At 40.1% G+C, this 13,732-nt stretch carries 10 protein-coding genes; 4 read left to right on the top strand and 6 right to left on the bottom strand.

Features of this window, described 5'->3' with window-relative positions:
* Positions 1-586: 586 nt before the first annotated feature.
* From CWB66_RS06470 to CWB66_RS06495, 6 genes are all read right to left on the bottom strand, one after another.
* Positions 587-1,465 carry a TraB/GumN family protein gene (locus tag CWB66_RS06470; RefSeq protein WP_077536270.1) on the bottom strand — a complete coding sequence of 293 codons (879 nt, stop codon included), beginning with the start codon at positions 1,463-1,465 and terminating at the stop codon, positions 587-589.
* Between the two features lie 50 nt (positions 1,466-1,515).
* Positions 1,516-2,952, bottom strand: a complete 1,437-nt coding sequence (locus tag CWB66_RS06475) for a sensor histidine kinase (RefSeq protein ID WP_138584732.1) — start codon at positions 2,950-2,952, stop codon at positions 1,516-1,518.
* On the bottom strand, positions 2,933-3,607 hold the full coding sequence (locus CWB66_RS06480; protein ID WP_138584733.1) for a response regulator transcription factor: 675 nt from the start codon (positions 3,605-3,607) through the stop codon (positions 2,933-2,935). The genes CWB66_RS06475 and CWB66_RS06480 overlap by 20 nt, the downstream gene beginning before the upstream one ends.
* Before the next feature lie 73 nt (positions 3,608-3,680).
* Positions 3,681-5,660 carry an LTA synthase family protein gene (locus CWB66_RS06485; protein WP_138584734.1) on the bottom strand — a complete coding sequence of 660 codons (1,980 nt, stop codon included), beginning with the start codon at positions 5,658-5,660 and terminating at the stop codon, positions 3,681-3,683.
* The gene (locus tag CWB66_RS06490) at positions 5,651-6,022 is read right to left on the bottom strand and encodes a diacylglycerol kinase (RefSeq protein WP_138584735.1); all 372 of its coding nucleotides are present in this window, start codon (positions 6,020-6,022) and stop codon (positions 5,651-5,653) included. The genes CWB66_RS06485 and CWB66_RS06490 overlap by 10 nt, the downstream gene beginning before the upstream one ends.
* Positions 6,019-7,689, bottom strand: coding sequence for a phosphoethanolamine transferase (locus tag CWB66_RS06495; RefSeq protein ID WP_138584736.1), 1,671 nt, complete (start codon positions 7,687-7,689; stop codon positions 6,019-6,021). The genes CWB66_RS06490 and CWB66_RS06495 overlap by 4 nt, the downstream gene beginning before the upstream one ends.
* Positions 7,690-8,242: 553 nt before the next feature.
* Here CWB66_RS06495 and ilvG point away from each other — a divergent pair.
* The 4 genes from ilvG (at position 8,243) to ilvA (ending at position 13,650) form a co-directional block, all read left to right on the top strand.
* Entirely contained in the window at positions 8,243-9,892 is a 1,650-nt protein-coding gene (gene ilvG, locus CWB66_RS06500) for an acetolactate synthase 2 catalytic subunit (protein ID WP_077536262.1), read from the top strand.
* Entirely contained in the window at positions 9,889-10,134 is a 246-nt protein-coding gene (gene ilvM, locus CWB66_RS06505) for an acetolactate synthase 2 small subunit (RefSeq protein WP_077536260.1), read from the top strand. Before ilvG ends, ilvM begins: the two co-directional genes overlap by 4 nt.
* 103 nt (positions 10,135-10,237) lie before the next feature.
* A complete protein-coding gene (gene ilvD / locus CWB66_RS06510) occupies positions 10,238-12,094 on the top strand; it encodes a dihydroxy-acid dehydratase (protein ID WP_077538866.1) in 1,857 nt (618 codons plus the stop codon).
* Positions 12,095-12,096: 2 nt separating this feature from the next.
* On the top strand, positions 12,097-13,650 hold the full coding sequence (ilvA, locus tag CWB66_RS06515) for a threonine ammonia-lyase, biosynthetic (protein WP_138584737.1): 1,554 nt from the start codon (positions 12,097-12,099) through the stop codon (positions 13,648-13,650).
* Positions 13,651-13,732 lie beyond the last annotated feature (82 nt).

Genomic DNA, 13,732 nt, shown 5'->3' on the forward strand with positions numbered 1-13,732 from the left:
GATAATAAATCTATCTCGAGCAGCTATTTTCAGCGCTAACTGCGTTGAATTTACTTGCAATAGGCCAGCTATTGACACGTAAATTCGCCTTGTTTTCACTAAAAACCTCTGGCTAGAGAAAATAAATGTAAATATCACCATGATTCAATACGTTAGTAAATCTCTTAACCAGAATTCAGGTTAAATAGTTTTTCATTGGTCCAGCTTTTTTAAGTTGGGTTTTTTTATTTAATAAGGTTTAAATATTCTGCCATTTTTATAAGGTTATAGGCGCGGGTTTTTGCATGTAAAAAAGTAAGGTTCAAAATATTAAAAGTAAAAAGCTTTAAGTGCTAATTCGCTTTTTATATTCTTTATAAAAATGGTGTGCGGCACAAGCAATGAGCTGTGTAACAAGAAGTATGGAAGCAAAAATTAGTCCTCCACTGGGTGTAAAGTGACCATCTTGGTAGTGATACACGCTATTGAGTAGAAGCATGGATAGAAAAAATAAAATTTCGAATTTAAAACGTTTCATAGCTCACCTATAAATTATGAGCTTATGTAGGTGTTTATCTAGATAAGCTCGAGTTTAGAATAATTTAGTTTACAAAAGACTAACGCTAAAGCCTTGCTTTTGTAGTTGTTTAATTAGACCGTGTTGCTCAGGTAAGTGTAGAGCGCCCACCGCAATAAACAGTTGCTCGTTTGCTAAACGGGGTGTGAGTTGTTTCACCCAATTATTGTTACGATTAATTAGCATTACTTGCTCGCTGATCTTACCGTAGTCACTCTCATCAAAACTCATGTTGTAGTAATCGGTTAGTGTATCCATGTCACCGCTTTTCCATGCATTAACTAACTTGATAAAGTAAGTATTAATATCGGCTAGTTGCTCAAAGGTTTCTTCAATCATTTCATTGCTTAATAGCGCCATACCATCAAACATTTGTAGTTGCTGCTCTAGGGTTTCAAGCTCGCCAATTTTAATATTATGCTCTTTTGCATAACTAAGTACTTGCTTGTCTATGCCCGTTTGATCAGAAAAGCCTGCATTTTGAAATTCAATTTGCATCATGGTAACCATTACGGCCCATGGCTTTAAAGTATTGAACATAGCAATATCAATCGATTTTTTAGCAAAGTAGTCTTTTAGTTTATTGTAATTTTGTTTAGACAGTTCTGTTTGCAGTGTTTTACCATCGGTTTGCATCATAAGTGGCATTGAGCGCTGCTGCATTTCAAATGGTGTAAGTTTACTTATATCAACCTCTACAATAACTTCTTTGCTTGCGCTAATTGCATCGGTTACCTTTTTAGGTAAGCCTTTCATGCTGGCATCACCAACGTGTACGGTGCCAAATAAGTAAGAGCTAACGCCATTTTTTTCTATTTTATATAAGGCAGGATCAGCGTAGCTGTTAAAGCTAAATGTTATAAGTAACGCCACAATAAATAAATGGCTCATGCGGATCAGGGCATTCATGGTTTATCCTTAAAATTTCGAGAATTAGTAATATAAATACTAACCTAAATTCACTTAGTGGGTAACGTTAATATAAACGTTAGCGTGGTATCTTTGGTATTGTTAGCTGTAATTGTAAGGCCATTTAAGTTACACAAGCTCTGCACAATAGATAACCCTAAACCGTGGCGTTGATTATTAGTTCGTGACGAATCTAACTGATAGAGCGGATCAAAAATAGCAGTCAACTGATCGTGACTTAGTGGCTTTTGTATTTTATTACTAACAGAGATGGTCATGTTTGTGCTGTTATTTACGGCAGTTAATTTAATTGGCGCCTCAGGAAGTCCATAAAATAGTGCGTTATCGATTAAGTTACACAAAATGGTATTTAAACTAAATTCGTCAGCATTAAGTGTAAGTTCGTCACTAATATTGCTTCTTAAACGCGATTTAATAGTTGGGTGCTTAAAAGTCAGTTCATTAATAGTTTGATTGACTAAGTTATTGAGGGTGATTGCTTTTATATCTAATTTCATTGTACTGCTGTTTGAACGTTGTAATAACAATAGGTTATTTACTATCGTTTTCATACGCTGTGAAATACTAAGTACATCACTGGTATAGGTGTCGCTAATACGTTTATCGTCAGGGTAGCGAATAGCCACCTCTGAGAGGCTTATGAGTTCAGCTATTGGGGTTTTTAGCTCGTGTGCAATGTCGCTTGTTAGGCGTTTTTCATTACTATAGAGTTGCTGATTAACGGTAATAAACTTATTTAGCTCGTTACGTATGGGTTCTATTTCTTCTACTTTAAAGTCGCTTTCTATTGTTTGCGCAACACCGGTAATATCGAGTAACTTAATTTGATCATTTAAATTATGTAGCGGGTGCAGGCCTTTATTTACAATACGTGTCACTAAATAGCGCACACCAAACACACCAAGCACACAGGTTAAAATAAAGACCACATCAATAATAATAAGTACTTTATTAAGTTCGGCTGTCGGCGCTGCAATCGCAAGAGTCATGGTATTAAAAACAGCAGAGTGAGTGGGGTTTCTATCGTCTTTTTGGGCTACAAAGTGACTTATAAGTGCGCGGCCATCACGCCCGTTAGGGAGCTCGTAATCTATAATTTTAGATTCGTTTATCGGCATTTCTAAAAAAGGCAGGTTAGCATTTTTATAAAGCGCTAATGAGTCCGAGCGCTCAAACACATCACGGCCATGCCATAACTGGTAAAACTCCGTGGCATCGGCTGCTTCATACTCCGACATAAATTCACCAGCAAAATCAAATTCAACCACGTTGTTGTCATCTTCAACTAAGGTTTTTAAGTAGTTAGCTTTGTTAGTTAAAGACTGATTGAACTGATCTTCCACCCAAGTATCAACGCTTAAATCAACGGTTAAAAATATGGTGAATAAAATAACTGAGATCACAGCGCTAATATTATTAACGAGTTTACGTTTTATTGAGTGACTTTTATTTTGTTGTTGCGACATAACCAAATCCACGTTTGTTTTTTATCGGGAGCTCGCCATCAAAATGCCTTACTTTTTTACGTATGGTTGAGATGTGTGCTTCAAGCGCATTTTTAGAGAGCCTATCAAACTGACCTACCACCGCTTCACTTATAAGCTCAAGTCCTAATACTCGCTCTGGGGCATTAAATAAGCATTCTATTATTTTGTATTCATTACGCGTGAGCTCAATGGCATGTTGCTCGTAATGAAGAGTTTTAAGCGAGAGATCTAATACGCAATTACCTACGGTAAGGGTATTTTGTTGGTTTTGCAGTGAACCACGACGAAGTAATGCAAGGACACGAGCATGGAGTTCTTCAAACGAAAATGGCTTAGTTAAATAATCGTCAGCGCCTTTCATGAGGCCGCTAATTTTATCTTGAGGCTCACTTCGTGCCGATAAAATTAGCACACGGCTTTGGCTATTACTGCTGCGCAGTGCTTGTAAAATACTCATGCCATCAACACTGGGTAGCATTAAATCAAGTACGAGGAGGTCGTAGTTTCCACTAAGTGCCATACTCAACCCTTCTGAGCCATCACCAGTTTCATCTACGGTAAAACCAAGGTTGCTAAGGCCAACTTGCAAGCTGCGTCTTAGTGCTTCAGAGTCTTCAATAACGAGGATTTTCATGTTTACTCGGTTTATAAAAATAGCCTTGTTACTTTAACAAGGCTTTATTATCAAGTCACTGCAAGAATAATAACTAATGGTACCAACCATTTGTATAAGCTAGATTACCTAAGTTCGCGTGGGCTAGGGCTTTTTTAACTAGTTGCTCATCGTTTTCATATGGCACAAGCTGGTTATTGCTATACGTATAGGTGGTTGCTGGTTTTTGTGGTTGTAACACCACCACTTTATTATCGTGCATGTAGGCAAAGTTTTTGTCGTATTGCATCATTGCGCGTTGTTTGTTGTCGCTAATTGGCTTTGATAAATCATGGCCTATCATAGGGTGCTTACCACTTGCGCCAATTAAAGACAGTAGAGTAACAGGAATATCGATCTGGCTGGCTAGTTGGCTATCTCGTTTATGGGTAATACCTTTACCAAAAATAACGGCCGGAATTTTAAAGTGATCAACCGGTACTAAATTCGAACCCGATACGCGCGAGTCGTGATCGGCAATAACTATAAATACAGTATCGTCCCAGTAGCTCGATTTTTTGGCTTTTTCGATAAATGTACCTAGCGCGTAATCTGCATACTTTGCTGCATTATTACGGGTTTTTTTTTGTTTGTCGTACAGCGTTATTTTATCGTCAGGAAAGTCATACGGACTATGATTAGAGCTTGAGAATATAAGGCTAAAAAAAGGTTTGTTTTGATTTTTAAGCTTAGTAAGTTCTATGTCGGCTTGGTCGTATAAGTCTTCGTCTGATGCGCCCCACGAGCCATTAAAGTCTATTTTTTTAAAGTTATTTGTATCTACGATACTTTTAAAACCGTTGCCTAAAAAGAAGCTGCGCATGTTATCAAAATGGCTTTCGCCACCATAAATGAACTGCGTGTTGTAATTTTGCTTTGCTAAAAAATCAGCAATGGTAAAAAAGTCACGTTGTGATTTATCAAGCTTAACAACTGCACGCGAAGGCGTTGGTGTAAACCCTGTAATTACTGCCTCAATTCCACGTACTGAACGTGTACCCGTGGCGTATAAATTATCAAACCCCCAGCCTTGTTTATAAAGGGCGTCGATATTAGGTGTAAGCGGTAAACCGCCAAGCGTGCCTACATAACGAGCACCTAAACTTTCTTGTAAAATAATGACTAGATTTTTTGGTTTACCTGTATTACTTGCTTCATGAAACGTTTTTGTAGGGGCGGTTACATCACTAAATGTGCCTTGCGTGTTTTGCATGTTACTACGCACAATACTAAGCAATTCATCGGTAGGCATTTTGCCATAATAGTCTTGGCTTGATTGTTCGTTAGAGAGTTGCTTAACTGCAAATGCGACGCTATAAAGTGAGTTAAGAGTTAAGTCGTTAAGTAAGTGATCATTAGAGAACGAGACCATGGCGGGGTTAAGTGGTCTGTGCCCTAATGAGTTACGCGCGCCCAAAATAGTTAAGCATACTAAAACAAGCGCTAACATTGATTGATTTAAGCCTGTTAGTGAGGACTTGCTTTGCCATTGATTGCTAAATACTTTACTTGCAAATTTACAGCTTAAAACAAGTGCTATAACAGCAATAAATACTTCTAACTTATAGCCTGAAAAAATCATTTTTGAGACTTCTTTAGGATAAATTAAATATTCTATAAATAAGCGGTTTGGGCGTAAATCGTACTCGTTTATAAACGTAGGCGTAATCACTTCAAAAAAAACAAGTAAAGCAGACATCGTTACTAAGTAAATTTTAATTAGGCCACGTACTTTATTTTGCCACCCTACGCTTTGCATCAGTAAAGTAAGTAGTAATGCGGGCATAATAATGTAGCTTAAAGTGGCTATATCAACTCTTAAGCCACCTATAAATATAGATAACCACGCATGCGATCCAAATACACGTTCCCCTTGCCATACACTTAAACCAAAGCGGGCAAGTGTTAAAAAGCCAAGTGCTAAAATAGCAAATACAATAAAAATCCATACAGGGCCAAGTGCATTTTGTACTTTAGGTATTACTTTAAATATTAGCCTCGTTATTTTAGCTATAAAAGTTAGCTTTATGCCCATAACACAGCCCACCAAATAAGTGCGGCAATTAACATGGCTATAAACACACTTGCAGAGGCAATATCTTTAGCGAGCCCTGAAAGCTCATGGTATTCACTGCCAATCCTATCAACTACAACCTCAACTGCCGTATTTACCAGCTCAGCAAATAATACAAAAAGCAGGCTGGCACTAAGTAATAATTTATCGCTTAGTGTAATTTCTTGTAGCCACACGAACACACCCAATAATGAAAACAGTGCTAGCTCTTGTTGAAACGCCGCTTCAAATCGACTCATCCATTTTAAGCCGTTAAAAGAATGGCTTAAGGTAAAAATAAGGCGCATTAAGCCTTGGCGTTTTATAACGGTTTTATTACTCATAGTTTTATTTCGCTTGGTGTTGTTTGGCAGCTAGCAAGTAAATCAAGGGATGCCTGATACGCTTTGCTTTTAATGCCAATTAAATTTAAAAGGGTGTGAAAAATATTGTTGTGTGAGCGTGCAGCAGTGGTGTCTAAATTAACTAAACAGGTATTGGTAATGCGCTGGTTATGCTCATCAGCCCACATATAAAGGGGGACATGTGTTTGTGTACTTGGGGCAAAGCTATACGGAAAACCATGTAAATAAGCACCGGCTTCGCCAAGTGATTCACCATGGTCGGAGACATATAAAAACTGCTTATCTATGTTGTTTGGCAGCGCTTTTAATTGCTCAATTACCTGTGCGTTAACAAAGTCGCTGTACGCAATTGTGTTGTCGTAGGTATTAACTAATTCATCAAGTGAACAGTTTTGAATGTCGCTTCTGTCGCACGTGGGCGTAAATTGCTTAAATTTTTCTGGGTAGCGTTTAAAGTAGGTTGGTCCGTGTGAGCCCATCATATGTAGGACGATAACGGTGTTAGCTTGGCTTAAATTAGCGAGTTTGCGTTTAAGTGGAACAAGCAGTGCTTCATCAAAACAATATTTTCCATCGCAAAGTGCTGATGGGGTGGTTGGGATGTCAATGTTAACAACACGGGTGCATACGTTTTTACAGCCGCTGTTATTATCAACCCACAGTACATCGCTGCCAGCTTGTTGTGCTAAATCAATCAGGTTTTGTTGGTTGTCGGCTGCTAATCGATCAAAGTTATCTTGTGTTTGCAGTGAAAACATACACGGCACAGACACTGCAGTAGCGGTGCCACAAGACGCCACATTATTAAAATATGTAACATTGTACTTTTGTGTGTAAGAATTTGTGTTGCGCTTATAACCTTGATAAGCAAAGTTTTCTGCTCGTGCGGTTTCGCCAACAACTATAACGGTTACGCTGGTGGTATTGGGCGCAATAAGAGTAGGTGTTGCGTCTATATTTTTAAATTCCATATTGGTATACAGCAGCTGATCGCGCATATATTTATAACCGCTAGAGAGGTATTGAAATGGAATGATTTCTTTTTTTAAAATACGGTTATTGCGGCCTGTGGCTGCGTAGTCGGCGTAAAAGTTAGCGACCACTAAAGCAATTAGCGTTAAGCAGGCAATAATAAGTTTTATGCGGCTAATCGCTTCTTGGTGAGGGCGGGTAAAGTGTATTTTTACTTTGCTTAATACAAAAACAGGTAGCGCACAAAACAGCAGTAGAAAACCTATGAGCTGCGGATTTAAATAGCTCAGCGCTTCGCTTGAATCAGTTTCAAATGTGTTTTGAATCATTGAATAGTCAAACACGACGCCGTAATTTAATGAGCCGTAAAGCACAGCGCTCGAAATTATCAGTAAAAGGTAGTTAATTGGCTTTAGTAACCACCTAACCGACACTATCGAAAAGAAAATAATTAAAAGGCATAACAACAGTAGTGGCACTGAAAGTAAAAATAGCCACGAAAAAGATGCAAGGGAGGTGATGGCGCTAAACGAACCTTGAATAAAAGGAATGTTTATAACTAAACAGTAATAACAGGCAATCATCACTACAAAGGCATTTGCACTGCAGTGAATGTAAAACCGTTTACTACGATTTGGCTTTTTTTGTGCTGGTGTTTGGCTAACTACGTTCATATACAGGCTCGTTTAAAATAACAACGCCATGCTATGCAACAATACTTAAGGGCAGCTTAAGAGAAGCTACGCATTACCTGAAGGTGATAAATAATTTTATTTATAAAAATATTCTTAAAAATTAATCAAACCTTAAATAAGGGATATAAGAATAGTGAATTTCTGAGAATAAAATTAGAGCATAAAAAAACCACTACTAGCTTGTATAATGAATTTTAAAACCTGATAAATTGCCTTTTAGTCTTTTTGTTAGATTAACTTTGGTGTTGACTTAAAGGGCCTAGCGCGGTACTAATATAAAAAGAGAGTGAAGAGTTAATTTTCGCAATAATTGAACAAAATTTGGTATTAATTACATGCTTACAAATGCACTTAACCTAGTCCTGATTATTATCGTGGTGATTATTCCCGCGAGGGCTTCGTAGTGCTTTAAAAACTTAAGCATTAAAAAAGCCCTCCGCACTTAACCGTTCGGAGGGCTTTTTAGTTTTAAAGGTAAAGTTTTTAGCGTAAGAATGTAATTGGGTTGTCACTGAGGAATGAGGGTTTATTAATGACAGGCGCAGAACTAACAATCGATTTATTGACCAAACACGGCGTAAATGAAGTATTTGGCTACCCAGGCGGAGCTATTATGCCAATTTACGATGCGCTGTATGGTGCGCCAGTCAAACACTACCTTACTCGCCATGAGCAAGGTGCAGGGTTTGCCGCTGTTGGTTATGCTCGCAGTACGCGTAAGTTAGGCGTGTGCTTTGCAACATCGGGCCCAGGTGCAACTAACTTAATAACAGCCCTTGCTGATGCGATGATGGACTCAGTTCCGTTGTTAGCGATCACCGGCCAAGTGCCGACTGCAGCCATTGGATCTGATGCATTTCAAGAAATAGATGTACTAGGTATGTCGCTTTCGTGTACCAAGCACAGCTACATGGTAGAACGAGCTGAAGACTTAGCAGAGATACTACAAGAAGCAATTCATTTAGCGCAAAGCGGCCGACCAGGTCCCGTACTTGTTGATATCCCAAAAGATATTCAAATGGCGCAAGTACCTTTTAAGCCTTGGCTTGCAGCTGATGAATACTTACCAGAGTTAGATTTAAAGCAGGTTGCTATTGCTAATCAACTGTTGAGTGAGGCTAAACAGCCTGTAGCGTATGTAGGCGGTGGTGTACAAGCTGCTGATGCGCAAGACGAGTTAATGCAGTTTTTAAACAAAACGCAGATGCCTGCTGTATCAACACTAAAAGCATTGGGTAGTGTGTTACCAGATTACGAGCACTACTTAGGTATGCTAGGTATGCATGGTGGTCAAGCTGCTAATATTGCTGTGCAAGAATGTGATGTACTTGTATGTATAGGTGCACGCTTTGATGATCGCGTAACAGGTAACTTAGCTAAATTTGCAGCTAAAGCTAAAGTAATTCATTTAGATATAGATGCCGCTGAAGTCGGTAAACGAAAACCTGCTAAAGCCTCATTAATCGCTGATTTAAAAACGTCTTTACCAGCACTGGAGTGCTTTGTAACACCTAAAGCCTGGTGTGACACAAATAAAGAAATGAATATTAAGCACGCGTGGCGTTACGACTACCCAGGTGAGAAGGTTTATGCACCGTACTTGTTAAACCAATTGAGCCAACGCATGCCAAAAACTGGGGTTGTGTGTTGCGATGTTGGTCAACACCAAATGTGGGTAGCACAACACATGAAGTTTACTCACCCGAGTAATCATTTAAGCAGTGGTGGTGCAGGCACAATGGGCTTTGGTTTACCTGCGGCTATTGGCGCACAGGTAGCACGCCCTGATGACTTTGTTATTACTGTGTCGGGTGATGGCTCAATAATGATGAATATTCAAGAATTGGCCACTATTCGCCGTAATAATTTACCTGTAAAAATATTAATTTTAGATAATCAGCGTTTAGGCATGGTTCGCCAATGGCAGGAACTATTTTTTGAAGGGCGTTACTCTGAAACTGACCTTTCGGATAATCCAGATTTTGTTCAATTAGCTGCTGTATTTGGTATCCCAGGGCAAACAATTACCCATGCTAACCAAGTTGATGATGCGATAACTGCATTAGTTAACAGTAAAGGCCCGTACATAGTACATGCCTGTATTGATAATAAAGAAAATGTTTGGCCACTTGTACCACCAGGGGCTGCTAACGACGAAATGATGACGGAGAAAGCACAATGAAACATAGCTTAACTATTGCATTAAAGAGCCAAAGTATAGCGGTAGAGCGCTTTTTACGAGTGGTGCGTCATCGTGGTTTTGACCTTACGCATTTTCAGCTCAATATGGATGATGGTTTGTATAATGTGGCCATGACGGTAGATAGTGATAAACCTATTCACCTATTAACAAGCCAGCTAAACAAGCTGGTGGATGTTAAAGAAGTCACTTTACAAAATTTACAGCACCAACAAGCTGTGTAATTACGAATTAAAAAATAATTTACGAGTAACTGAGTCACTCGGTTATTCACCAATTTTAGAATGAGGAATGCCCGCTTATATTGCGGCAAAAACTGAGGTAACTATGGCTAAATTAAGAAGTGCAACAACAACTGAAGGACGTAAACGTGCAGGCGCAAGAGCATTATGGCGCGCAACAGGTATGACAGACTCTGATTTTGGTAAACCGATTATTGCCGTAGTTAACTCGTTTACACAATTTGTACCAGGGCATGTACACCTTAATCAGCTTAGTGAGCTTATGGGGGAGACGATAACCCAAGCGGGTGGCGTTCCTAAAGAATTTAATACCATTGCGATTGATGATGGCATTGCGATGGGACACGGCGGCATGCTTTACTCGCTGCCTTCGCGCGACTTAATTGCTGACTCGGTTGAGTATATGGTAAATGGTCACTGCGCCGATGCGATGATCTGTATTTCAAACTGCGACAAAATCACTCCTGGGATGATGCTTGCAGCGCTACGTTTAAACATACCGGTAATATTTGTGTCAGGCGGTCCAATGGAGGCGGGTAAAACTAAACTTGCTAACATCGACATTAAACTTGATTTAGTTGATGCCATGGTTAAAGGCGCAGATGAGTCGGTAAGTGATGCAGATTCAGAGCAAGTAGAGCGTTCTGCGTGTCCTACATGTGGTTCGTGTTCGGGTATGTTTACTGCAAACTCAATGAACTGTTTGTTAGAGGCAATAGGCTTAGCACTTCCGGGTAACGGTACCACGCTTGCTACTCATAAAGACCGTAAACAACTGTATGTTGAAGCAGGGGCTCGTATTGTTGATTTATGTCGTGAGTATTATCAAAAAGATAATCAAGATGTATTGCCACGTGCTATTGCTAACAAAACAGCCTTTATGAATGCAATGGTTGTTGATATTGCAATGGGCGGCTCGTCAAATACCGTATTACATTTACTCGCTGCAGCGCAAGAAGCGGGCGTTGATTTTGATATGTCGCACATTGATGCGCTTTCTCGTAAAACACCGTTTTTATGTAAAGTTGCACCAGCAACACCAGAGTACCATATTGAAGATGTACACCGTGCTGGTGGCATGATGGCAGTCGTACGCGAGCTTGGTAAAGCGGGTTTAGTTGATATGTCGGTTAATCATGTTGCAGGGTCAACTATGGCTGAGCTTGTTAAAAAATGGGATGCAACCGATCCTACTAACGAAGTTGCGCGCAAATTTTACCGTGCGGGTCCTGCGGGCATTCGTACCACTAAAGCAATGAGCCAAGAGTGTCGTTGGGATGAAGGCGATAACGACCGTGTTAATGGTTGTATTCGTAGTGTAGAACACGCTTTTCGCCAAGACGGTGGTTTAGCTGTGCTTTCGGGGAATTTAGCCGTTGATGGTTGTGTTGTAAAAAGTGCAGGTGTCGTTGACGAAATGCTACATTTTGAAGGCACCGCAGTGGTGTACGAATCACAAGACGATTCAGTAGAAGGGATTTTAAATAACGAAGTAAAAGCCGGCGATGTTGTTGTTATTCGCTATGAAGGCCCTAAAGGGGGGCCTGGTATGCAAGAAATGCTTTATCCAACAAGCTACTTAAAATCGAAAGGCTTAGCTGAAAAGTGTGCTCTTATTACAGATGGTCGCTTTTCGGGTGGTACTTCGGGTTTATCAATTGGCCATGTATCGCCAGAGGCTGCAAGTGGTGGTGCAATTGCTTATGTTGAAAATGGCGACAAAATCATTATTGATATCGCAACACGCGAAATTACTTTAGCGCTAAGCGATGAAGAACTTGAGGCACGTAAACAAAAGCAATTAGCACGCGGAAAAATGGCGTACAAACCAGTTGATCGTGAACGTTACGTGTCGTCTGCTTTAAAAGCCTATGCATTACTTGCAACGAGTGCCGATAAAGGCGCTGTTCGCGATTTAGCTAAATTGGAGGCGCTTAGTTAATTATGGTCTCTCAAGAGCTCGATTATTTTCGCGCTATTATTCAAGCAAATATGGAGCCTTTGGCTAAAGTTACTGAGGTTAGCAAAATGGCTGAACTCAGTAAAAAGCTAGGTAACCATGTTTGGTTAAAGCGTGAAGACCAACAGCCCGTGTATTCATTTAAATTACGCGGGGCGTATAACAAATTAAATAAATTACCTAAAGGCTCAGTGGTTATCACTGCTTCTGCGGGTAATCATGCTCAAGGGGTTGCACTAAGTGCTTCTCACTTAGGACATCAAGCTACAATTGTAATGCCAGTAACAACGCCTGAAATAAAAGTAAGTGCGGTACGCGCGCTTGGCGGTGAAGTTGTGCTACATGGGCATCATTTTGATGCCGCAAAAGCACATGCGCTTGAGCTTACAGAGCAACGAAACGGTATATTTGTTCCACCATTTGATGACCCAGACGTCATTGTTGGTCAAGGTACTGTTGCGCGCGAGTTAATGCAGCAATTAAACGAGCTCGATGCAGTGTTTATTCCTGTTGGCGGTGGTGGCTTACTTGCTGGTATGGCGGTTTATATTAAATCGCTGCGTCCAGATATAAAAGTAATTGGCGTAGAAGCCGACGAAAGTGCGTGTTTACAAGCTGCACTTAAAGCCGGTAAGCCAGTAGAGCTTGAACGCGTTGGTAGTTTTGCTGATGGCGTAGCGGTTAAAATTATTGGCACTGAAACATTTCGTTTAGCGCAAAAGTTTTGCGATGAGGTTGTTACAGTAACTAGCGACGAAATATGTGCAGCCATGCAGGATATTTTTGTATCTACGCGTGCAATTGCAGAGCCTTCAGGTGCACTTGCAACGGCTGGGCTTAAAAAATGGAGTCAGCAATCGGGGTTAAAAGGATTGCACTTAGCCGCTGTTTTATCGGGTGCTAATTTAAACTTTGATCGCCTGCGTTATGTGGCAGAGCGCACAGCGCTGGGTGAAAAAAATGAAGCGTTATTAGCCGTTACAATTAAAGAAGAAAAAGGCAGCTTTAAACAGTTTTGCGCTTCTTTAGGTGGTCGTGCTATTACTGAGTTTAACTACCGTTATGCAGGACCTGGTGAAGCACAAATATTTGTAGGTATTGCCCTGCGCCAAGGCGAGCAAGAGCTTAATGAGCTAAAGCAAGACTTAACAAATAATGCTTACCAATTTTGCGATCTGTCGGATAACGAACTCGCTAAATTACATGTACGTTATATGGTCGGCGGAAAAGCACCTGAGCAATTGCATGAACGCTTACTTCGCTTTGAATTTCCTGAATACCCTGGGGCACTTGCACGTTTTTTGGATACCTTAGGCAGCAATTGGAACATTACTTTATTTCATTATCGTAATCACGGTGGGTCGATGGGGAATGTGCTAGCAGGTTTTGCTATTGAGCCAAGTCAGTATGAGGTGTTTAACGAGCATTTAAATCGCTTAGGTTATAGCGTACAAGATGAAACGCAAAACCCGTGTTTTAGCCAATTTTTAACATCAAAACCGCAAGCAGAAAAAGCCGAAAAACTCGCCTCAGTATAATCCTTCTTTAAAGGCAGGCACCTAACTAGGGTGCTTGCTTTATCACAAGTTTTACATATAGTTACAGGTAGTCGCCATACTT

This window comes from Pseudoalteromonas sp. S558 (assembly GCF_005886635.1).
GTDB classification, from domain to species: domain Bacteria; phylum Pseudomonadota; class Gammaproteobacteria; order Enterobacterales; family Alteromonadaceae; genus Pseudoalteromonas; species Pseudoalteromonas aliena.